Raw genomic sequence first — 23,551 nt, 5'->3', positions numbered from 1 at the left:
TGAAGTGCCGGCGTGTGCTTGATATCTTCATTGGACAACCTCCTCACAAGAAATATCGCTCTTTTTGGGGTGTCCACCAAAACATAGCAACTCCACCCCTTTCCCTTGCAAAGGGAAAGGGGACAGGGGATAGAGTTGTGTCTCTTCTCCGTCATCCCCTCGTTCCAACACCGCCCGACGTTTCCGTCCTTTCATACCCCTGAGACCACACCGGCTGGCAAATTCCTGGAGAATCAATTCAATTTCCTGAGTAAAGTTAATAGCCATATTCCAGATTAATAGCGAGGATATTTCAAACGTTATAAAGTTCCAATAAATGTAACAACCGACCTGGGGGGAATTCCAACGATTTCTCCGGAGGAAATAGCGGCTCCCCGTTCTAAATCCGATTCGGCTGAGGTAACATATGGCGTTAGATGTATACTTGCGTTGTAGCCTGCAAAGTTCAATTGCACTTCTCTCGGTTCTTCACTGTTATTCACAATGACGACAATTGCTTCTCCTCCCCCTTCATTTAGATACGCAGACGCCAAAATTCCGCTGCGCATATATTCTTCAGGCTGTGCGTTGTCTGATCGCTCGACTCCGATACGAACGGCGCCGGGACGTATAAACCGGCTGTAGTTTCCGAGCGTCCACAGGAGTTTGGATTCGTACACTTTTCCATCACTGGTATCCTTATCAATGTATACAAGTCCATCTTTGTACTCGTATGGACTCACCGCGAGCCACCACTGCCAGGATGCGGCGTTGGCGATTGTCAGATCTGCGTGAATTACTCTGGCAATGTACAGCGCCGGGTCCATCCCTAAATCCCGGCCGTTCCCCCGGATTTCCTCGTTGTCTGCCAGGATACAGTACTCGGACATCCAGTATTCCAGGTCAGGATCAATCGCGGCTAAACTTTTCCTTACTTCTCTCCGGTGATGGATCAGCGAATCCGTCGGCCAGGTGGTAAAATAGCTGTGGGCGGCAACTTTTTTTGCCAGCGAAGGCAAATTCTTTACCCTGGAATTTTTTCCAAAGAAGTATTGAGCCTGGCTGTTTCGGCCATCCAGGTCACCGTTGTAGATAAAATCCAGTCTGGCGGTCTCAGGGATTTCTATTTTGACGTCCTGTCCGGATTCCACAATGGCGCTGTCCAGCACCTGCTGCATCTTTGCGAATTCAGGGTTCTGCCAGGGACATCCCTCCTGACCGTTCTCCAGCGACCAATTCCACTGCGGCTCGTTCACCGGGCTGAGATAGTCAAACGGAATTCCACTCTGAGCAAAGTGTTCGTTGAGTGTCACCAGATATTCGGCGAAGTCATCATACTTCTCTTTTGGGAGGTTTGATCCGCCGGAGCCATCGCCATAGGCCATGCCGTTTTTGGTCAGAGCAATCGGCGGACTATTCACAAAGCCGATAAATTGCTCTGCGCCGCGCTCTTTCGCGGCATGCATGAACCACTGTTGTCCGGCCTGCTTTGTCCAATCGTAAGTCCCATTATCGAGGAGAAAACTCTCTGCTCTCCGCCACGGATCACGAATGCCGCTATCCTCTCCCTGCCGGGCGCTGCCGGCTCCGATATTGAACCGCCAGACGGAGAGACCGATGCCCTGCGGATTCCCGTCGTCATCAAATTTTGTACTGAACAAAAGATCAGCGATACGTTCTCTTTTTTCCAGCGGCCAGTGTTTACCGACGAACTGGATACTCCAGGCATCGGAGGCGCCAAATCCATGGATGGTTTGGTAGGTAATTTCCGGCTGGATTGTCAGTATCAGCGGGAATTATCATTTTCAGAAAGTATTGGAGTAGTAATAAAGAATATTGATAAAAGTAAAAGTCCAGATTTCAGGTTTTTCATGAGCTAAATCCCGTAAACCTCTCTGGCTGTTTTGCAAAGTATTCGTCTTTGCTTGGTTTCGGATAGCGTTGAAATAAAATTATGTACGATCTGCAACCACTCCTCATATTCTGCGGCTACAAGACAGACCGGCCAGTCCGATCCAAACAGTAATCTATCAGCACCAAAGGATTTAAGTATTACATTAAAATACTGCTGTAACTGTTCTTTTTTCCAGGAAGTAAAGTCTGACTCTGTAACCATACCCGAAAGTTTGCAGCAAACATTTTCTCTCTCCGCCAATTCGGTAATATGAGTTCGCCAGGGTTCCAGTACATTATCTTTAATCCTCGGTTTTCCAACGTGGTCGAGAACGAAAATTTGTTCCGGATGCCTGTCTACAAATGCGATAGTCTGCGGTAAGTGCTTTTCGAAGACCAGGATATCGTACACTAAATCATAATTTTTGAGAAGACCTACCCCCTGGTTAAAATCGCCCCGGAGAATATACTGATCGTCCGGCTCGTCGTGAATCACGTGGCGCACGCCCTTGACACAATCGACCGCACCGTATTTCTCCAGATATTGCTCTACATTTTCCTCAGCGAGCGGCACCCAGCCGACGACGCCTTTGATAAATTTGTGCTGATCTGCAAGATCGATAAGCCAGTCGGTCTCCTCCGTTGTCTGCCTGGCCTGCACGGCGATAGTACCATCGATACGGTTTTTTTGGAGGATCGGCGTCAGATCACCGGGCAGGAAATCCTGACGGATACGAGTCATCTCGTTGGAAATCCAGTCGAATTCCTCAGGTGAATAGTGCCAGAAATGTTGGTGGGAGTCTAATATCATAATTGATATCCCGCATAATTTATGGTACTCCTGATGGTTAATAACAGGTCTGCATGGCGACGGCCGCATTTTGAAAATTGGTTCCCTACCGGCCTCAAGGCGTGATGAGGTGTCCTGGAGTCGTCTTAGGTAGAGACACTCCATGGCATGTTTCTACACCAATCTTTCACATAAATGCAACTATATGACTGACGAGCGTGTCTGTCTGTAGAGACGTTTCCCCGACATTTCGGGGCAGGCATGAAACGTCTCTGCAATTCATTAATAATACCAGTTAAGCCTCAAACATACTGATAATCCCGATCAATCAGCCCTTCATCCTTCATTGCCTCCCAAAATTCCGCTGGCAGTTCAATTTGAATCGCCCTGATATTTGCCCGTATTCGTTCCGGCTTCGACGTGTTGAGTGATATGCTGCTCACCTGTGAGGGTGACATACCAAATTGAATACATGCCACCGCCGGGCTCACGTTGAATTTACTACAAATAGCAAAGAATTTTTCTCGCCAATGAAATTTAGACCGATGTTCGATATGATCGGTGTAAATTTTTTTATAATCGAAAAAATTGCTTCCGACCAAAAATCCCGAATGGAAAACGGCAGAATTTATAATGTAAACGTCATCAGCAGCCAGCTCCTCCATGAATGCCAACAACTCTTTTGGGTGGCTCCAGACGGTAAAACTGTTGGCGAACATTACCCAGTCTAAATCGACATTAGTATGCAGTTCCCGGATAACCTTCCAATCCTTTGAACCCACTCCGACCGCAGAGGTCTCTCCGGCATCCTTCAATTCCTCCAATGCCTGATAGGCGCCGAGGATGTCATCTAATAATTTCGCCCGTTCGGATTTATTGGTGGCCTGCGCCAAATATACATCCGGGTCGTGTACCGAAACCAGCTCAGGTGAGTATTCCTCGCCGAGCAGTTCGGCACCCTGCTCCCAGGCCCGCAGGATTCCGTCATAGCTGATATCCTGCCTGGCGTCGTGCTTCAAGTCTTTCCACACTCCGGGCTCAAAGGTCGGCTCGTCACCCTGAAGCGGCGTTCTGAGCCACCCCAGCTTGTTGCTTATGAGGACATCATCACTGGTAACTTCCAGTTCCCGGAGTAATTTCCCGATGGTCTCCAGCGCCAGCCCTGCCCCATATTTCCCTGCGGTATCGAGTACAACCGGTGGTTCAACGGATTCTACCGTCTCCGAAACTATCGCCCGTTTTATTTCCCATGAAAGGGCTTCGTACAGGTTTCCGAGACTGCTGGTGCCGAAAATAATGGGTGGTATTTCCAGGCCAGCCTTTTTCAGGTAGAATTTTTGTGATAACGCAGGCATCCGTCATTCCAGTCAAAGGATATTCAAAATGTCGATGTTATGGATTTTTGTTGAATTTTTTTAAAAATGTAGGGATTACAGCCGGCAAAGAGAAAACCTAATTTTGGGAAACCTCTGCAATTTATGGTGAGAAACGGTTTGGACCATTACCCAAGCCCATATTTTGTGACTATGTTTTGCTCTTGTTTTTCGAAATATCCTTATCCGCAAACTCCTCAGTGTACTCCGGATAATGCTTTTCAATACACTCCGGGCAGATACCGTGGCTGAACATGGCTTCGCTGTGATCGGTGACGTACGATTCCACCTGTTGCCAATAGCCGTCGTCATCCCGTATTTTTTTACAGGAACTGCAAATTGGGAGAATTCCACGTAATGTTTTCAGCTCATTATACGCTTTTTCCAGTTTATCAGCGCGTTCCTGAGCGAGATCATACAATCTGGCATTTTCAATAACCAATGGATCAAGATCATTACTGAGAGTGGACTCCTTATCCACAATCTCGTATTGCGATTCGGCGGATTTGTTTTCCATATCAAACGATTTTCTATGCAACTTCATGGTTTTGTTATGTTTGTCTGCAATATGGTACAGGCATAAATTCAACGGACACGCCAGAAACGGATTATCCGTCACTTCATGGAGTTCGGCGTACGCTTCGATTCCGTACAGATTTTCCCAGATGAAATTCTGACCTTTCTCCGCCGGTTCGGTGGTTAGCTCGCCGGCGAAGCCGTTTTCAACGAACTTTTCCGTGAGATCGGCCAGGTCGCTGATCTCGCCCTTTTCCTCAAAATCGAAGCCGTGCTGGTTTAAATAGGCCAATATTTCTTTGCCAACATCTTCCAGAATTTTGCCTTGCGCAAAGATGTTGTACTTTGCCATGACTTTCCCGAAAGCCACCAATAATGCCTCGTACAGGACCATTTTGAAATTTTCCATGATTTTCTCCCCGGTTACTCAAAAAATTTACAGAGACCATGATATTAATATCGGCAATACCGCAGAAAAATTGAGTCGCTAAACCTGGAACACGATCAACTCATTATCAACTGCCATGGTAGAAAAGCGGGACGAAATTTTCGTCCCGCCTGTTTATTAGAAATCAATAAGAGAGTAACCAGTAGTCCAATTGCTACTTTATGAATACCACTTTCCGGCTTTGGGTAAATTTATTGGCATGCATATGGATGATGTACACACCGGTGGCGATCTGGGAACCGTAATTATCGGTACCATCCCAGGTAATATCGTAATAGCCTGGTATCTGCGGAGTGTCCACCAGTGTTTGGATTCGTCGACCGGACAAATCGTACACAGAGATGGTTACTCTGCTGTTTTCAGGGATCTGGTACGGAATGATCGTGGTTGGATTAAACGGGTTCGGATAATTGGAGTCGAGTGCGAAAGTCTTCGGTATACCTCCCCGGGAATCTATCCCAGTGGTCTGGAGGTCCAATACCTGGGAAACCGGTGACATATTTCCGTTATAATCCACAGCCGCCAGACGATAGTAATAGTGAATTCCCGGCTGCACCTCGGTATCGATGTAGACCGTATCGATTAATTCTGCCAGGTAATCGGTGGTCTGTGGGTCAAATTCCGGGTCCTGGGACTTCCAGAGAATGTAATACCCGAGATCAGGTGTATTGCTGGGATCCCAGGAGATCTTCAGTTCATCGGATGCCAGCCATTCCCCGGCAAGGCCATCCGGAATCCCAGGAGCCAGGTTATCTATGGAATAGCCCTGCACCACCGGACTGATAAATCGTCCACCGGGCAATGCCGAGATTATCCGGAAATCGTGGAGTCCGTCACCATGCACGGAAGAGTCTGAATAGGTATGGACCAGGATCTGGTAACTGTCCTGCCCGTATGCTGCAGTGGAATTTGCTGCAGTCCAGCGTTCTCCGTCCAGGATTTCAACGGTGTAAATACCCACCGAATCCTCTTCAGTTACTGCAGGCGGCCGGAGCGTGTCATAAAAGCTCCTGCTGAAGGTCACCGTAACCCAGCCACCCTGGTCTTCAGGCACATCGAGAACAGTGGAAACAATGGCGGATGCATTCAGACCGGTACTGATATAGTTTTCCTTCGTAATCGAATAATCGCCGGTGCTGTCAGTGGCCGTGAGCGTAACGGTAAAATCCCCAGGTATCGTATACACATGCACCGGATGTTGTTCATCCGAAACGCCTCCATCTCCGAAATCCCAATGGATCCCGGTAACGGGAGCCATGCCGGGAACGGTGAGATCCGTAAAATGGACTTCAAGCGGGATGGGCCCTTCTGTCATATCGGCGATAAATTCCGGAGTCATTGTAGTCCGGGATCGCCACAGATTCTGATAGTGACCAAAAGCCCAGGCAGTGCCGTCAAGGGCAATATCAACACCGTAGAAAACCAAATCATTGGAGATATTATCAGGCGCGTATTGCTCCCAGGATGCACCGTAATCCCGGGTTCTGTACAGAGCCTTATCGCCATACCATCCTGTGGCAAATCCCACACCGCTTTTTGCGTCAAGCCGAATATTGACAAGCTGATACGGCGTCTTATCGAATGTGGCATTATACCAGGTAATACCTCCGTTATCCGTCCTGCGAATGCGTGTGACGGTGGAATCACCCTGTGGTTCCCCATGTGCGATAATGATACTGTTTTCGCCCAGCATTTGGATTGTCCGGTCACTGAAACTCACAGTAGTGTTGTTTAGTACAGGCAGATTTCCCTGGACGGAAGTCCAGGTCTGACCGCCGTTTCTTGTGATAAAAGGCTCCATAGTCCAGGGTGCCACATTCAGGCGTGCCATCACTACACCGGTATTCTGGTTCAGCCAGTGACCGCTGTACACGTGCGGTCGGCTTGTCGATGTGGGTGTAATATTACTTAGGGAGTATGTCCCCGTGTTTGGGTCCCGGATTATCTTTTTGAACCAACGGGTGCTGGTTACGCCCAATCTTGCCGCACCGCTCACATACAGGGTAGTTTCGTTAACCTGTTGAAGATGTGCGACCATATCATCATTGACGTCAAAACGCTGGGACCAGGTCTGTCCTCCGTCCGTCGTGCACCAAACATACCCGAATACGATGTCGTAATTGTAATTATTGGAACCGTCATCCAGAGAAAATGCCACAGCGCCGATGCTTTCATTGATAAAACTCACCCGGGGCGATGCACCCAAACCGGAAAAGTCCGTCCCCTGCTCCGGGGAGATGTCATTCCAGGTTGTACCGCCGTCTGTGGTTTTATAGAGTTGGTTTTTATCCGTGACGATATAGACTATATCTTTGGAGATAAATGCCCCGTCCCGGTAGTGGTCACCCTCGGTTCCGGGGAGTGAAGTCAACTGCTCAAACGGTGAATCGACAGGATTCTGTTTAATCGGTTCAAGAACTGTGATATACGCATTGTTTTCCACTGTACGGATTTCCGTCCCATTAGACACTTCCAGAGAAACGGAGTAGGTTCCGGGCTCTGGGTAGGTGTGCGACGGGTGTTGGCTGGTCGACATGGATTCGTCACCGAAATTCCAGTTCCAGCTGATAGGATTCCCCGTACTCTGGTCCGTGAAATTTACAACCAGAGGCGCTCGCCCGACAGTCACGTCGGCATGGATTGTAGCGTACCAGTCTGCCGGTTCCTGATGAAAATAAAAAGCCCCCATATCCGGTCGGGTACCGTCCGGATCCGGCGGATAATCCGGATGACCGGAATCAATAGCTGGTGATCCTGAGGTGAGATGGTACGTGCTCCCGTCAAGGAGAGGGTCGCTTTCAATTTCACCAACATCCGGATTAACACCCGTGTATTGGGTTGTATTGTCCCACAGCAGGTTATAGCCGTGCTCCACTATCCCTTCATCCGGGATCGCATCCGATAATCCGGTCAGGTTGTACGCAATTATGTTGTTATATACGTGTGCATTGGTGAATCCGGTTTGGATTCCGAAGTCCCCGTTATGGACGATGGTATTATTAATGATCCATGGACTTCCCTCTTCAAACGACTGGATGCCGTCGAGTTCAGAATTTTTTATCAGGTTGTAACGGATAAGGGGTGACGTGGGACTTTGTCCTTCTACGGCGGACCAATCCCGGGATGTCATAATACCGTAGGTACTGCTGTCGATAATACAATGTTCGATGACCGGCGACGCATTCATCACGAAAAAGCCGTCATAAAAATTGAGAAGAGTGAAGCCTGAAACCACGGCATTTTGTCCGACCTGGTTTATGAGAAAGCCTTCGCCCGAATGCTTGCTGGCAGCCCTGATAATGCAATTTTCGGGGCCGTTTTCCGAAAGGATGACCAACGCTTTGCCGATCAATTCCTGTCCCTGAACGGGACTCACATACACCCCATCCTTCACTAAAATGGTATCCCCTTCCATTGCCATATCGATACCCTTCTGAATGCCTGCCCAGGGATTTGCTTCCGTGCCTTCTCCGGTCTCATCAGATCCCGTTGTAGCCACATGCCAGGTGTTGTGGGACGCGGCGGCAGAAACAGTCACCGCACCGGAAACTGTTAGCGTGTCTGAGGTGAAATCATTGGAAACAATCAGCGTGAGCGTATAATTGCCAGGCGTTTCGTAGATGTAAGCAGGATTGGTTTGGGTACTGCTTCCCCCATCGCCAAAATCCCAGAGATGATTACTGATTGTCCCGGTGGAGAGGTCCGTGAATTGCACGAAAAATGGAACGACGCCGGAATCGGGGGTAAAACTGAAATTCGCCTGAATCTCTGGCGGAAAAACTGTGACCATTTCATCAACGGTTCGTGTATCGGCAAGCTCTCCGTCGGAAACCGTGAGCGAAACCGAAAAACTACCCGGTGATTCATACGTGTGAGCCGGGGCTTGCAGCGTACTTCCTCCTCCGTCACCGAAATCCCAGTGCCACGACGTAATGGTTGTATTCTCGGCAATGGACATATCCGAGAACCGGACAGAAAGCGGTGCCGGTCCGTGAGGCGCCGTGAGGACTGTAAAATCGGCGACAATTGCAGGGACAGCACCAATAAATTCATGGATGCCCAAATCCGGCGCTGCACCATTCCAGCTGCCTGCAGGCATATCCACCATAAGGTCCTCCCCCATGGAATAAAGGGCTGCGCCCTGGTCAATACCAGGCGAACCGGCCGACAAAAGATAGTTTTCATCCAGGGAGGGATTATCGCCGGTGATATCTGCACCCAAAATATTATCATACCAGGTAAAGACACCATTATACATGGCTTTTTGAGCAGATGGTCCTCCCCGGATATTGGAATAGCCAACATGGACATTTGCCAGAGACCAGCTGCCTATTTCCGGAAGGCCGTTTGCATTATTACCCCACAAAATGCTATTGATGATTTTTACCACAGATGATGAGAAGGCAAATATGCCACCGGCATAAACGTTTGCTTCATTATTGACAATTGTACAATTAATAATTTTGGTAGAGTTGGACGCAAAAAAATACAGACCTCCCCCTGCGGATGTCGACCCGGTTTGTGTCTTGTTCTCCGCAATCAAAGTTCGCTCAATGATGGCACTGGTATAATTCGTATTAATTCCCGCCCCTGAATATGAGGTATTTCCAACGATGTTCACCTCGCGAATAGATAGTTCGGAACTGCTCGCCAGAATTCCACCATATCCATTATGCCTGATGTCAGAGTCTGACACTTCCAGGCTGGCATCTTTGATGCTAATCCCGGTTTTCCCGTTGTTTGAAAATTGTGAATTTGTGATAATTACGGTGCTTGCTTCCGCATATAGTCCGGTCCCATCGTTTCCGTATATCCGTACATGGTCAAGCAGCGCGGCAGAAGCCCTAACCCGCACGGCTACCCGATTGAGATCTGTAGCCCCATTCCCGGTAATCCGAAGGTTTTCCAGTGAAATATCAGCTCCGGTGGCTGCAAAGATAATCTCCGAAAGATCCAATCCGTTTGCATCCACGGTGAACCCGACGAGGCGTGATCGCTGGCTCATTGATCCTAAATATTTAAACACCGCTCCGGTAGCAGGCTTGATAACAGTTGATGCGATATACGACGTATCACCGGTGGTCAGGAACAAGGAACCAATAACCAGATCCTTATCCTGGATTGTCGTGGTTTCGGTATACATCCCCGGAAACACCAGGATTGTGTCCCCGGTAGCCGCTGTAGTTACAGCATCACCGATTGTTGCATGACCGTCCGGAACTTCAAGGACGGCAGCATTCAACAAAGTACCAAATAGTAATATGGATAGTACAAACACCGAAAAAAATGCCTTCATGGCTCTTTCCCTTTCGCCCGCCAGGTTTCATATTTCCATTCACCAGAACCATGAAGATATGAAGCCGAAGTTTTAAGTTATTATCAGTAAAATAGACCCCAAAATTTTTACAATAATACCTTTATAGGAAAACAAATCTGTGATGATAGTCACTTTCCGGTGAAAATGGACTACTTTTAATTACCCATAGGTGATTCCACGAAAAAATAATAATGGATGAATACTTAATACCTTAACTAAAGCTAACTGTATACAGTGTAACTCGGGATATAAAGTAAAGATTCCGATTTTGTACGATGATCATTGGAGGGTGTTGTATCATCCGCCTGGCGATCAATTGCTCAGCGGGAAGTAATTTTTCCTGCATACTGAATCCCGGCCAGGAGATGCAGCATGAACTTTTCTTCCTGATAGTTTTCCACGGTGTGTCCACCGGCGGTATACCACATTCTGCCCTGCTTCACGTCCCGGCACCAAGTAAATGGATGCGCATTTTCATGGGTACCTCCCTCATAGGTACTCTCATCCAAAACGCACAGAATCTCAAACTTATCCGGCAGTTCCGGGGCAAAATTGTACCATTCGTCGGTGCGCTCCCATCGGGACGGCAACATTGCGGTTGTGGGATGATCAGGCGCCACGACATCTATGGTAGCCTGCTGTATCTCAGGATGGTCTTTGAAATAGGTTCCGATGAATTCGCCGTACCATTCCCACTCGTATTCGGTGTCCGTAGCGGCATGGATGCCGACAAAGCCACCGCCTGACTCGACGAATTCCCGCATGACTTCCTGCTGAAATTCGTTCAAAATGTCACCTGTCGTATTCAGGAACACCAGTATATCGAACTTTTCCTGGAATTCCCGGTTAAACAGGCTGTCGTTATCGGATACAACGACATGAAATCCGTTAGTTTCCAGCAGAGTTTTCATTGCCTTAGAGCCCTTGGGAATCGACTCGTGTTCGAAACCTGCGGTTTTCGTGAAAATCAGGACGGAATCCATATCAGATGCCTGGCTCATTGATGTAAATCCTATACAGATGATACATGATAATGCCACCAAATATTTCATGCTTGACCTTAATTTAATCTCATCATTCTTTGAGAGATACCATCGATAGAATGCTATCCTCATTTTGATTTTATCTTATGGTAAAGTCGAAGTATAGTCATATAAAATAAGCGTACAATTCCGAACAAAACATACATAATACATGCGATGACGAATGTGACATCCAATGCGGTAATCAACTCGATCCAGTTGGTCTGATAATACGCGATTGATCCCGCATTCAACACGACAGCGATCAGGAAACACCCGATCAATATTAGGAATTCTCTCCGGATAACTGCGCCTGGAATACGTATATCTTTCATTGGATATCGCCAAATGTCCACGTGTGCGTCGAACGTTTTCCTATGGAATTATTAGCCAGGATAGAAGTTAGACTTGCCGAGAGAGCCTGATTCAGCAGCTCCTGATTATGTTCACCCATTCGTATGGACTGGATAAATGCTTCGAGCTCCAGTTGTGTCGCGGACGGTATGCTCACGTCCGGCACAATATATTCGGGGTCCGATTTATCCTGACCGCCGGCGACCCAACTGGCTCCGCCTATTGGAACGGTACGGAAAATTGTTTCTTCAATGTCTTCCAGCAACTGAACTATTCCCGGGCTCTTAGGCGGCGTCTCCGAATAATACTTTCCGGCCTCGAGTTCAATAGCGCCTTTCGGTCCGAGGAACTGTTCTATCACACCATTGTGTGAATTACTCAGCAGAGAAGAATACTCAAGAAATACCCCGTCAGGATAGCTGAATATCAGGTGGATATTATCGTAGATGTCTCTGCCGTCGTCCCAGTGATTAATGCTCCCGGTTCCATTCACTTCGGTGGGATACGTGTCCAGCATCCAGTTGACAATCTGGAGCTGATGGGCTCCCAGTTCGGCCATCAGTCCCCCGGAGAATTCGTCGTACAGACGCCAGTTCAGCTGTACCTCCAGTTTCGGGGCTCTCACCGGTCGTCGCCAGTTGTCATTACGGTGCCAGTTGGCTCTGACTGCTGTCACCGGACCGATTTCCCCGGCTGTTATCAATTCTTTTGCTTTGAGGTAGCGAATATCGAATAGCCGCTGGAATCCAATCTGCAGTATCCTGTCGGTTTCTTGTTGCTTCTCAGCCATCCGAAAACAGTCCTGCGGACTGAGCGCCATGACCTTTTCACAAAACACGTGGTTCCCGGCGTCAAGACTATCGATGGTAATTTGTGGATGCAGGTGTGGCGGAGTCGCAATCACGACCCCATCTATATCGTCCCGGTTGAGGAGTTCTTGGTAGGCCTCTGTCGAGTAGACCGAGGATTCCATCAATTGTAGTCCGTCATTCAGGTGCGGCAGATAATTATCGCAGAGAGCGACAATTTCTACTCCGGGAATGGTCTGGAGGTGTAGCAACAGTTTTGTCCCCCGTGAGCCGGTTCCGATAATGCCGATGCGCACCGTATCCGATGAAACGTTGTCTTTCACCTGCTCGTAATTGGCGAAGGTCGCCATCCAGGGTGCGGCAGTGGCCAGGATCGCCAGCGACCTGATAAATTCCCGTCTGGAGATTTCATTACCCACGCAGTTGCTCCCGGGATGTTTCCGCGATACTATTGTTTGAATGGCTGGTAAATATTTTAACGATCGTGCTATAGGGGAATCTATGAATCACCGAATCCCGCTCATCCTTGGAAAGTACAACCATTGCGGTAGAAAGCGCTTCTGCTTCGAGCCCAGTCGACGAAGTCACCGAGACCTGCCGCCTTTCCGACATCGGTTCCCCGCTCCGGGGATCCAGAATGTGCGGCTGGTGCATATCGGTTTGCCTATCCGATCGAATAGAAGCTGAGGTCGATAGAAACATTTCATCCAGAGATATTGCTACACTACTCTCTCCCGGAGTAAATTCAGGCGGAGGTATCTCGATTGTCCAGGGAGATCCGGCAGGGTGCTCTCCCCTGGTATAAATAGTACTTTCACCAAAATTGATGAAGGCGTTTTTTACTCCGGAACGATTTAAAATCGCCCTGATCCTGTCCAGAGCATAGCCCTTTCCGACTGCACCAAAGTCGAGTTTGACCCCTGAGCGGATAAACTTTATTGAATGGTCATTTTTGTACAACCGGATGACTTCGCTCCCGATGTGGTTCAACTTTTCGACCACTTCATCTTTGGAAAGAGAATTCCAATCCCCGGAAGAATTTTGCTTGTTTCTCCGGAGATCTTCCACCGGAGTCGTAGTGATATCGAACGCACCGTTTGTCCTACGTGTTAACTCGAGACACTTTGTCACCAGGGACCAAATTTCCTTATTGACAGGGACAGATTTCTCACTGGCATGGGTGTTCAGATGGCGAATAAAACTTGTGCTGGTAAAGATTGTCAGGCTGTTTTCGATCCTGTTTACTTCCTGTTTTATACTCGAAAACACGGATTGGAACTGCCGCTCGGATATACCCGGGAGCACAATCTCAAGCCGGGTGCCCATGGCGTACAAGGCGTTATAATGAGCGGTCATACTCTATTCCTCTGCGAATCTATTACTCTCAGACTTGTTGATTTCATCGGCTATTCGGGGAAACTATTCGATAAAAATCAAAATACTCCGGTGCTTGGACATCTCCACTCTCGGCCTGGGTGATGGTATACTGCTTTGGAGTGTAAATATTTTTGTCGGCCTTTTGCTTATCTGGGGCATTCGGGCCGTACCGATAGTTCCATACCAATTCGTAGCCGAAATCTACTCTGGTTGGCATGCTAAACATATCGGAAACAACTATCCAGTCAATGTTCTGATAATCGTCGAACATTGTCGGCGGCAACTTACTTTTGTACGGCTGATTATACGGATTATTTGCTTCCAGCAGACCGTACCAGTTTAAATCAGGCCTGTAAAAATAGGCCACCATGCCCTTCTGATTGGGAATGAACATCACACTCTCGTCCTGCCGGACATTCTCGTTCAGAAAGCGAATCATCGGCCCGTTATAGGATTGATCCCGGGCGAATTGCCGCTTCAGAATCGCCTCCGATGAGTTCAGCACCGGGCTCCAGTTATGATAGATCAGCAGGAGTGGCAGAACTATGAGCGCTGCACCTTTTCCGTAATTTTGGTAAATCCAATATACATAGATCCCGGTGAGCAGCAACATCATTGGAATAAGATGTAGTTGATACCTGAGGAAGGTGTTCGATTTATTTATTATAGAGGCGCCCACCACGGAAACTCCAATAAGTATCCAGAGAATCCATGTAAATTTGCTCTGAATCTTTGGTATTTCCGGATGCCGAAACTGGAAATATATCCCTGCTGGCAGCAGTAGATACAACGGAAAGAGGTAATTCGCCCGTCCCAGGGACATGACGAACCAGCCCCAGTAATCCTGCAGATATCCCCAGTTCGTAATCTCCGCCCTGCTGATAAACGGAGCGTGGAGTGTCAGAGCGATCGGTACTACCACCGCTGCAACAACCACACTACTGGCGAGGTATCCCAGGACAAACCGTTTGCCGCCTGTCAGCGGCGCAGCGAATGACAGTCCCACCCACAGCAGAATAAACGTAAAGTAGTTTGACAGGAAGAGCAGGATACCCAGCAGAGCCAGCCAGACAAACGGCCAGATGGATTCCGCGTATTCCTCATCCTGCATATATCTATAAATCTGGAGGAGTATCAGCACCGATATGAGTAAAACCAACGCATAGTAGCGCGCCTGCCGAACATAGTGCAGATACGGCAGGCTTAAGGTACACAGCACCCCGGCAATCAACGCAAGCCGCGTTTCTCCGAATATCCTTCGAAATATGAGGAACAGAATGCCGATCCCCGCCATTCCAAGGAATGCGAATAGAAGTCTCGCAGTGTACGTAGTGGTTCCAAAGATCTTAAAAGCTGTCGCAGCCACGTAAAACTGAAGCCATCCCTGCATACTCGGGAAGAAATCCGCGTTAAAATCGTGTCCGGCACTGCCCTGGACTATCAGCTGGTCACCGTTCCATACCTTTGGCAGGGAAGTCTCGTTTTGGACGACTTCCCTGCCCCAGTTTGCCGTTGTGGCCTCGTCGCGCCAGAGTAAGGCACCATCTAAGCGCCAAAAAAATGCGAGGTAGGCCATGACCGCGATGCCCAAGACCACAGCCGCCTGCTTCAGTGTGAATCTGTCAAATCCCATTTGAATCAGTACCTAACTTGGACGCACAGCCTGCGGCGCAAGATCCGTGAGGTCAGCAATTTTAACCGGCTGACCGCCCTGCTGAATGCTCTTATCAGCAGCAATTCCCACAAGGATTGACATGGCGCCGTCGCGGGTGCCGGCGGACTGTTTAAGCGGATCAGCCATATCGGGATCCTTGAAGATCTTGTCCTTAAGCCGGGTATCTCCGCCGCCGTGGCCACCACCGCCATGCGGAATTTTAATCAATTCCGTTTCGCCAAAATTATCAGTAACCCGGATTTCATCGTAGTTATTCCTGGGCCACGGCTGTCGTTCGTGAATCCACGCTTCAATTCTGCCCTTTGTGCCGTTAAAGGCAATCCGATATCCCTCATAGGGCGCGAAGTTAATCAGGGAATAACTGAGGAGCGTGTTATTGGCATATTTTACCGAGAGTGTCCGCTTGTCGTAGATGTCTATATCTTCCCGAAAAACGCAGCCGTCCCTGAGATATCCGTCATATTCTTCGTTCTCCACGTACATTTCCATATAGCGCTCGTTCTGGGTGATATCCCAGTAAAAGTCGCATTTCTCTTTATGGGGACATGGGCGGCAATTGGTATAGCGAAAATCATTGTTTTTCCCATAGAAGTCCAGATCGCCAAACGCCGTCACCTCCTGCGGATCGGTATCCAGCCACCAGTTCATGAGGTCAAAATGGTGGGTCGACTTATGAACCAACAGCGTGCCTGAATTTTCACGCAGCCGATGCCAGCGTCTGAAATATGCCGCCCCGTGATAGATATCCAGGTACCAGTTGAAATCCGCACTGAGGATCTTTCCCACACGTTCTTCCATTATCATTTCTTTAATTTTCCGTCGGTGCGGGGAATAGCGATAGTTAAAGGTGACAATAACATTCTGACCCGTCTCCCGCTCCGCATCGAGTATCGCCTGACACTTTTTTTCATCGGTAGTCATCGGCTTCTCTGTGATGATGTCACACCCCATCTGCATCCCCTTGATAATAAACTCGTGGTGGGTGGCGTCAATAGTGGTTACGATAAGCACGTCAGGATGAGTCTCATTAATCATTTTTTCAAAATCGGTGTAGGTCGGGCAGTTTACGCCCATATGTTGACGTGCCCACTCCACACGCCCCGAATTAATGTCACATAGTCCGACAAATTCCACATAATCTCCGTACTGATTAGCGACGGATTTTCCCCACATTCCTGTGCCCCGGTGTCCGGTCCCGACCATGGCGAGTTTCATTTTATTCACCGAGCTTGCCTGTGCAAACAAACCGGAAAGTGAAGGAGCCAACATCACACCGGCTGCCGCAGTACCCGATTTAGTAATAAATTCCCGTCGATCCATTTTAAAATCATTTTTCTCCATTGAACACTCCCCGGTTATGCGTTAGGTATGACATCTATTGATATCGCTGCTGTAAAAGCATCTTTCTTTGTCACTCAGCCAGGCACAATAACAATCCAATTATGAATCAATTTTATTGGACAAGGAATAATTCTATTCCATGAAAGTATCCCAAGAATCAATCAGAGTGCATTAGCAGTGAAATCTGAATCGTTTAGGGTAGGAAATATCTACTAAAATCCGGTGCAGTTTTCAAGGAATAAAAACAAATCCCTGCTGTCGGAAAAGTCATAGCATTCGTGCTGGTTTGTATTTGCCTTTGAATGTGATAGGTATGGCATAATAAAACCACTGGAAATCTCATCTTACTATTGCTAATATTAGGACGTATGCGGAGATGTAGCAGGTGAATTCGGAGCGTAGCGCAGCCCGGTTAGCGCACTACACTGGGGGTGTAGGGGTCGCTGGTTCAAATCCAGTCGCTCCGACTACTGGAAACCCTTGAAGCGAAATGCTTTGAGGGTTTTGTACTTTTACAGTAATGTGTTTATGTGTATATGTAAGAACTTTTTTGGGGTTACTTTTACTTCAAGAAGAGGCGATTTTCATGATATGTCTCTCTTCAGAGATGCAATACGACTATTCGTCCAGCAGCTCCAGAATTTCCTTCAGTTCGTGTTTCAGTTGCTCTACGTTCTTCTGGAGTTCGGCTGATTCAGATCCTGATCCATTCTCACTTGACTGCTCCGGCTCATCCGGGTTGTAATTTTCCAGCTGTTGGCGGGCGCCTTCAATGGTATATTTTTGCTCGTACAATAGATCTTTGATGTGAAAAATCAACTGAATATCCCGATCGCGGTAGACCCGGTTTCCCGCCCTGTTCTTGGATGGATTCAGTATCGGAAATTCGGTTTCCCAGTACCGAAGGACGTAAGGTTTCAACTCCGTCATCTCCGAGACTTCACCGATGGAGTAGTATAACTTTTTAATTGGTTTCTTATCCATTGATATATACAGGGTTTGATTGTGTTACTTCAATTGATTCTTCATATAATACGTCTGAGGGAGTTTCAATTCAAGGAAAATTTTTTTCTCTTTGCCTTAATCATTGTAATTTATTTTTTCTCTGACGTTATACATCTGTGCAAAATTTCTAAAACCTATTATGGAGCCCCCGCCGGGATTCCTGGTTTAACTGCGTCATTCGACGGCCTCTTGACGGAATCCCGCCCAAAAAACCATTTACCCAGTCCTGCCACAGCGGGATGGTTCTCTGGGTAGCGGGATAAAAACCTACTTTTGTCCAGCCACGCTTGTATGGAATCCTTGGACAATAGATTCCCACGGCTTCACAGCCATGGTTCTTACCGTTTCAAATTTCATTTGTCCTCTAGCTTTTGAATTTTTTCAAAACTCACAAGAATTGGCACTCGTCGACAACTTTACAGTTGTGGATTTCCCGCTGGATTAAAAGTAGGCAAAAAGGCCTGGAAACTCAGAACTCTCCCGCCCCATCGGGATCGATCATTGAGTTTCCACAAACAACAAAACAATAGCGGCTTGTCAATTTACTATTTCTACCATTGTTCTATTGATTTTTGATGCTCTACACTTTGTGACTACCTGGTTGATATTTTTTATAAAGTGACTGATTCAATACGAGGCAGAAGTCTGTATAAAATTAATTGGGAAGCTGATAATTTTATTTGTGTATTTGGTCTTTAGCCACTCTCCTTGTTTGAGGAGAGGGTTTGGGGTGAGGTGAGTTTTCAAAATTTTTCTAATAGTTAACCTCATTCAAACTTCATCTATTTTACCTCCTTTTGAGAGGCGCAAAAGGAGCAAAACGCCTTGGCTGTCAAGTCTATTTCTGCATTGCCATCGGCTTTCTCAGGCGGGAATCAGAACTCCCTTCGGTCAAACAGCTGATTCCCGCATTTCTTCGATGCGCCGGGCATTGAGACGAAATAGACTTGTAGGCCGATGAGAGCGATGAGAAATTGTCACTGATATCCTTTGTGTCTATTTATAGTAAACTCAGTGTCTGAGCACTCTAGCAAAAATTGATGAGTTTAAATTGGGCTATGGGGCGGGATATATAATACCATCCATCGATAAAAAGTGCGAGTTCTGAGTTTCATTGATTTTTTCTGCCCGTTTTTTATCAAGAAAAAACGGGCAACGAAACTTTAGCCTATCGCCTCATCCACCGGCACATACTCCAAATCAAACGCCTCGGCGACACCTTTGTGTGTCACCTTGCCCTTGTATACGTTCAAACCACCGCGTAATTCCGGATCGTTGCGGAGTATGTCATCGATGCCCCGGTTGGCGATTTCCAGTGCATACGGAGCGGTGGCGTTTGTCAGTGCAATGGTCGAAGTATTCGGCACGGCACCGGGCATATTCGCCACGCAATAATGGATAACACCGTCAACCTCAAAGATGGGATCTTCATGGGTGGTTGGTTTGACCGTTTCGATACAGCCGCCCTGATCAACAGCTACATCCACGATGACCGAACCGTTGTCCATCAGACCCAGCATATCTCTGGTGACCAGCCGCGGGGCTTTGGCGCCTGGAATTAACACTGCCCCCACGAGTAAATCCGTCGATTCCAGCATCTTGCGAATATTATGCTGGTTGGAATACATGGTAAAAACGTTCTTCGGCATCACGTCATCAAGATAACGCAGACGATCTAAGTCGACATCGAGGACGTACACCTTCGCACCAAGCCCTGAGGCAATTTTTGCTGCATTGGTCCCGACAACTCCCCCGCCGATGATGGTGACCACAGCCGGCTCCACACCAGGGACGCCGCCAAGCAGCACACCCTTACCGCCCATACGGCGTTCGAGGTACTTGGCTCCCTCCTGCACGGCCATTCGCCCTGCGACCTCACTCATCGGCACTAACAGCGGCAGTGAACCGTCCTGGAGAGTTACGGTTTCATATGCGATACCAATAGCGTCGGATCCGATAAAGCCTTTCGTTAATTCTTCCGATGCGGCAAAGTGAAAATAGGTAAAGACGATCTGATCCGGACGGATCATTTCGATTTCGACAGGCTGCGGCTCTTTCACCTTCACAATCATGTCCGCATTCTCAAATACTTCTTCGGCCGTATCCAGAATATCGGCCCCGTACGAGGCATACATCTCATTGGAAAAGCCGCTCTGTGCGCCGGCATTTCTTTCAATAAGTACGGTATGCCCATGCCGTTCTAACTGCTCCACGCCCATGGGCGTCACGCTGACACGGTTCTCATTATTTTTAATTTCTCTGGGCACGCCAATAATCATGGGGGGACTCCTTTGTTAAGAGTGGTTATTGGACGGTTTGAGTATGCTCGTAATAAATCTGTCCGGCCGGAACAGTTCGCCTGCTAATTTATGAAGATCTTCTACAGTGACTGCCTCAACTCGTTCCATGAATTCATCCATGGATTGAAACTCATTGTAATAGATATCCTGTTTGGCAATCCGGGTCATCCGGTTAAACATATTCTCCAGTGAGAGCACTATGCTGCCTTTTACCTGGGTTTTCACCTTCCCCAGTTCGGCATCGGAGACCTGCTCATTAACCAGAGACTCCAGCTCTTCCCTTACCTTTTCCTGCATGAATTCCAGCCGGGATTTCTCCGTTCCGACATAGACGCCGAAATATCCGTCGTCCAGATAAAAGTCCATGAAGGAGTAAATGGAATAGACAAATCCGTACTGCTCGCGGATATTCTGGAAGAGCCGGCCGCTCATCCCGCCGCTCAGGATGGTATTAAGCACCAGCAGCGCAAACCGGCGTTCATCATCGTACGCAAATGTGCGTACGCCGGTTACAAAATGGGATTGCTGCTGACCGTTCGTATGCGACCTGGCGCCTGTTTTTGATGCCGGAGGCGGCGTAAGCGTGCGCGGATTAGTAATATCCGAATCCATATTTCCCAGCGAATTTTCTACGAGTTTTACCAATGCGTCGTGGTTCACATGTCCGGCGACCGAGACCACCAGTCGCTCCGGCAGATAATAATGCGACGTAAATTCCCGAATTTTATCTGCAGAGAGGTTCTGTATGGATTCTCTGGTACCGAGGATGTTATATCCCAGTGGATGATTGGGAAAAACCTGATCCACAAAGAGTTCATGAATCAAATCGCTGGGGGTGTCTTCGATGTCGGAGAGTTCTTCCAATACTACACTCTTTTCCCGTTCGATATCGTTGGGCAGGAAAAGTGGATGCAGCGTGATATCGCTCAGGACATCTATGGCATCCGGGAGGTAGTCATCCAGAACACGCGCGTAAAAACAGGTGAGTTCTTTCCCGGTGAAAGCGTTAATTTGACCGCCGAAGTTTTCGATGGCGTTGGCGATTTCAAACGGGGATCGGTTTTCCGTCCCCTTGAACACCATATGCTCCATGAAATGCGCCACGCCATTGTTTTCCGGCGTTTCATCCCGGGAACCGGCCTCCACCCAGAGCCCCACGGCGGCCGATCGCACAAAATCCACGTGCTCGGACACCACCGTGATGCCGTTGTCCAGAACCGTTTTGTTGATGGAACCGTGAGGTTGCATCAGCCGGTTACTTTTCCTCGTCCGTTACATCTTTGCGACTGAGGTCATACCGGCCACGGTCATCGATTTTGAGGAGTTTCACCTTTACAGTATCGCCAACCGAGAGTATGTCAGTCACGTTTTCCGTCCGTTTGTCCTGGATGTTGCTGATATGCAGCAGTCCTTCTTTCCCGGGCAGAATTTCGACGAAGGCGCCGTAGTTTTCAATCCGCTTCACGAGGCCGTCGTAGACCTTGCCCTCTTCCGGCTTGGCCGTATAGCGCTGCGCCATCTGCATGGCAGTATCGCCAGCATCTCTGGACTCGGCGGAAATAAATACCGTACCGTCATCATCGATCTCGATGTTAGCGCCGGTTTCTTCCTGGATCTTCTTCACGTTCTTCCCGCCGGGGCCGATGAGCTGGCCAATCATATCCTGCGGAATCTTGTAGGAGACGATCTTCGGCGCATATTCGGAAGTCTGCGAGCGCGGCTCAGCAATCGCCTTATCCATAATATCGCGAATATGTCCCCGTCCGTCTTTTGCCTGCTCCAGGGCTTCACGCATCAGTTCAAAGGAAATCCCGGATATCTTGAGATCCATCTGAATCGCCGTAATACCGTCTGCCGTACCGGCCACTTTAAAGTCCATATCCCCGTAGTGGTCCTCTTCGCCGAGAATATCACTCAGCACGGTATAGCGATCGCCGTCCTTCACCAGTCCCATGGCAATACCGCTGACCTGTGCCTTAATCGGCACGCCGGCATCCATCATTGCCAGCGATCCCGCGCAAACCGTAGCCATCGAGGAGGAACCGTTGGACTCCAGAATATCGGAGACAACACGAACGGTGTATGCAAATTCTTCGGCGTTCGGAATAACCGATTTGAAAGACCGCTCGGCAAGATGCCCGTGACCGGTCTCGCGACGACTCACGCCTCGAATCGGTTTGACTTCGCCTACGCTGAACGGCGGAAAATTGTAGTGCAGCATGAAACTCTTCGAGTATTCCTGCGTCAGATCGTCGATCTGCTGCTCGTCCATCTTTGTCCCGAGGGTCACACCAGTCAAACTCTGCGTTTCGCCTCTGGTAAACAACGCGGAACCGTGAGAACGTGGGAGCAGGCCAACCTCACAGGAGACGTCGCGGATATCCGTCGGCTTCCGGCCGTCGATGCGCACCTTGGATTCCAGGATCCGTTCCCGGACATCGGTTTTCAGCATATTTCCAATGATATCTCCGACATCACCTATCTGATCCGGATACTCTTCCTCGAGCTGCGCCTTGACCGATTCCTTAAGCTCGGAGCGTAACTGCGTACGTTCCTGTTTATTCGTGTTGGAGTTGATTTCGACGATCTTCTCCTGCGGAACAGCGTCTTCGACTTTTGAGCGGAACTCATCATCGATTTTGACGACTTCGAACTCCCGTTTGGTAACGCCGAGTTCGGCTGCCAGGTCCTCTTGCAGCTGAATTAGCTGCTTAATTGCTTCGTGGCCGGCTTTCAGCGCGTCGATGAATTCGTCTTCAGAAATTTCGGCGGCATCGCCTTCCACCATCATGATGCTCTCTTTATTTCCGGCAACAATCAAATTAACATCGGATTCTTCGAGATCTTCCAACTGCGGATTAATCCTAAATTCGTCGTCAACGCGGCCGACTCTCACCGAAGCAATCGGGCCGTCGAACGGAATATCGGAGACGGTCAACGCCGCTGAGGCACCGACTGTCCCGAGGACGTCAGCCAAATTCTCCTGATCGGATGAAATAACCGCAATCATCACCTGCGTGTCGTACATGTACCCGTCAGGAAACAGCGGTCGAATCGGCCGGTCAGTGAGCCGGGCGCTCAGAATTTCATGATCGCTTGGACGCCCCTCTCGTTTAAAGAATCCGCCGGGTACTTTTCCTGCGGCGTATCCCTTTTCCCGGTAATCCACCATCAGTGGAAAATACGGGAAGTCGGTCGGTTCGTGCTCAGAGACGGCGGTGGCTAATATAACGGTGTCACCATAGGTGACAGTTACTGCCCCGTCTGCCTGACGAGCCATTTTGCCCGTTTCTATAGTGAGTGTGCGTCCTGCCAATTCAATCGATTTCTGTGATATACTCAATGTTCCTCC

At 48.5% G+C, this 23,551-nt stretch carries 14 protein-coding genes and 1 tRNA gene; 1 reads left to right on the top strand and 14 read right to left on the bottom strand.

Going from position 1 to position 23,551, the window contains the following annotated elements; translation table 11 throughout:
* Positions 1–299: 299 nt before the first annotated feature.
* From K9N57_02220 to K9N57_02175, 10 genes are all read right to left on the bottom strand, one after another.
* Positions 300–1,769, bottom strand: a complete 1,470-nt coding sequence (locus tag K9N57_02220; GenBank protein MCF7802983.1) for a xylanase — start codon at positions 1,767–1,769, stop codon at positions 300–302.
* A gap of 86 nt (positions 1,770–1,855) precedes the next feature.
* A complete protein-coding gene (locus K9N57_02215) occupies positions 1,856–2,683 on the bottom strand; it encodes an amidohydrolase family protein (protein MCF7802982.1) in 828 nt (275 codons plus the stop codon).
* A gap of 281 nt (positions 2,684–2,964) precedes the next feature.
* Positions 2,965–4,017, bottom strand: a complete 1,053-nt coding sequence (locus tag K9N57_02210) for an aldo/keto reductase (protein ID MCF7802981.1) — start codon at positions 4,015–4,017, stop codon at positions 2,965–2,967.
* Positions 4,018–4,186: 169 nt separating this feature from the next.
* Positions 4,187–4,960 (bottom strand): hypothetical protein, encoded by a 774-nt coding sequence (locus K9N57_02205; protein ID MCF7802980.1) that lies wholly within the window; start codon positions 4,958–4,960, stop codon positions 4,187–4,189.
* Positions 4,961–5,153: 193 nt separating this feature from the next.
* Positions 5,154–10,295, bottom strand: a complete 5,142-nt coding sequence (locus tag K9N57_02200; GenBank protein MCF7802979.1) for a PKD domain-containing protein — start codon at positions 10,293–10,295, stop codon at positions 5,154–5,156.
* Positions 10,296–10,636: 341 nt separating this feature from the next.
* Positions 10,637–11,317, bottom strand: coding sequence for a ThuA domain-containing protein (locus tag K9N57_02195; protein ID MCF7802978.1), 681 nt, complete (start codon positions 11,315–11,317; stop codon positions 10,637–10,639).
* 352 nt (positions 11,318–11,669) lie between these two features.
* Positions 11,670–12,920: a Gfo/Idh/MocA family oxidoreductase gene (locus tag K9N57_02190; GenBank protein MCF7802977.1), complete on the bottom strand. Its 1,251-nt coding sequence runs from the start codon at positions 12,918–12,920 to the stop codon at positions 11,670–11,672.
* The gene (locus tag K9N57_02185; protein ID MCF7802976.1) at positions 12,913–13,857 is read right to left on the bottom strand and encodes an FAD:protein FMN transferase; all 945 of its coding nucleotides are present in this window, start codon (positions 13,855–13,857) and stop codon (positions 12,913–12,915) included. The genes K9N57_02190 and K9N57_02185 overlap by 8 nt, the downstream gene beginning before the upstream one ends.
* 43 nt (positions 13,858–13,900) lie before the next feature.
* Positions 13,901–15,511, bottom strand: coding sequence for a glycosyltransferase family 39 protein (locus tag K9N57_02180; protein ID MCF7802975.1), 1,611 nt, complete (start codon positions 15,509–15,511; stop codon positions 13,901–13,903).
* A 12-nt stretch (positions 15,512–15,523) separates the two neighbouring features.
* Complete coding sequence (locus tag K9N57_02175; protein ID MCF7802974.1) at positions 15,524–16,894, bottom strand: Gfo/Idh/MocA family oxidoreductase; 1,371 nt, start codon at positions 16,892–16,894, stop codon at positions 15,524–15,526.
* A 392-nt stretch (positions 16,895–17,286) separates the two neighbouring features.
* On the opposite strand from K9N57_02175, the gene K9N57_02170 reads away from it, so the two are divergent.
* A tRNA-Pro gene (locus K9N57_02170) sits at positions 17,287–17,361 on the top strand.
* A gap of 151 nt (positions 17,362–17,512) precedes the next feature.
* Here the strand turns inward: K9N57_02170 and K9N57_02165 are convergent.
* The 4 genes from K9N57_02165 to pnp all read right to left on the bottom strand — a co-directional run bounded on the left by K9N57_02165 (position 17,513) and on the right by pnp (position 23,542).
* Positions 17,513–17,878: a MerR family transcriptional regulator gene (locus K9N57_02165; GenBank protein MCF7802973.1), complete on the bottom strand. Its 366-nt coding sequence runs from the start codon at positions 17,876–17,878 to the stop codon at positions 17,513–17,515.
* A 1,184-nt stretch (positions 17,879–19,062) separates the two neighbouring features.
* Complete coding sequence (ald, locus tag K9N57_02160; GenBank protein MCF7802972.1) at positions 19,063–20,178, bottom strand: alanine dehydrogenase; 1,116 nt, start codon at positions 20,176–20,178, stop codon at positions 19,063–19,065.
* Between the two features lie 15 nt (positions 20,179–20,193).
* The gene (locus tag K9N57_02155; protein MCF7802971.1) at positions 20,194–21,447 is read right to left on the bottom strand and encodes an insulinase family protein; all 1,254 of its coding nucleotides are present in this window, start codon (positions 21,445–21,447) and stop codon (positions 20,194–20,196) included.
* A gap of 7 nt (positions 21,448–21,454) precedes the next feature.
* Positions 21,455–23,542 (bottom strand): polyribonucleotide nucleotidyltransferase, encoded by a 2,088-nt coding sequence (pnp, locus tag K9N57_02150; GenBank protein MCF7802970.1) that lies wholly within the window; start codon positions 23,540–23,542, stop codon positions 21,455–21,457.
* Between the last annotated feature and the right edge of the window lie 9 nt (positions 23,543–23,551).

This window comes from Candidatus Neomarinimicrobiota bacterium, from assembly GCA_021734025.1.
In the GTDB taxonomy this organism is placed as follows: domain Bacteria; phylum Fidelibacterota; class JAANXI01; order JAANXI01; family JAANXI01; genus JAANXI01.
This window is presented reverse-complemented; position numbering and strand designations above follow the sequence as displayed.

Excerpts from the sequence above, each read along its gene's own strand:
- K9N57_02215 (MCF7802982.1), bottom strand. The coding sequence starts at position 2,683 with ATGATATTAGACTCCCACCAACATTTCTGGCACTATTCACCTGAGGAA.
- K9N57_02210 (MCF7802981.1), bottom strand. The coding sequence starts at position 4,017 with ATGCCTGCGTTATCACAAAAATTCTACCTGAAAAAGGCTGGCCTGGAA.
- K9N57_02205 (MCF7802980.1), bottom strand. The coding sequence starts at position 4,960 with ATGGAAAATTTCAAAATGGTCCTGTACGAGGCATTATTGGTGGCTTTC.
- K9N57_02200 (MCF7802979.1), bottom strand. The coding sequence starts at position 10,295 with ATGAAGGCATTTTTTTCGGTGTTTGTACTATCCATATTACTATTTGGT.
- K9N57_02195 (MCF7802978.1), bottom strand. The coding sequence starts at position 11,317 with ATGAGCCAGGCATCTGATATGGATTCCGTCCTGATTTTCACGAAAACC.
- K9N57_02185 (MCF7802976.1), bottom strand. The coding sequence starts at position 13,857 with ATGACCGCTCATTATAACGCCTTGTACGCCATGGGCACCCGGCTTGAG.
- K9N57_02180 (MCF7802975.1), bottom strand. The coding sequence starts at position 15,511 with ATGGGATTTGACAGATTCACACTGAAGCAGGCGGCTGTGGTCTTGGGC.
- K9N57_02175 (MCF7802974.1), bottom strand. The coding sequence starts at position 16,894 with ATGGAGAAAAATGATTTTAAAATGGATCGACGGGAATTTATTACTAAA.
- K9N57_02165 (MCF7802973.1), bottom strand. The coding sequence starts at position 17,878 with ATGGATAAGAAACCAATTAAAAAGTTATACTACTCCATCGGTGAAGTC.
- ald (MCF7802972.1), bottom strand. The coding sequence starts at position 20,178 with ATGATTATTGGCGTGCCCAGAGAAATTAAAAATAATGAGAACCGTGTC.
- K9N57_02155 (MCF7802971.1), bottom strand. The coding sequence starts at position 21,447 with ATGCAACCTCACGGTTCCATCAACAAAACGGTTCTGGACAACGGCATC.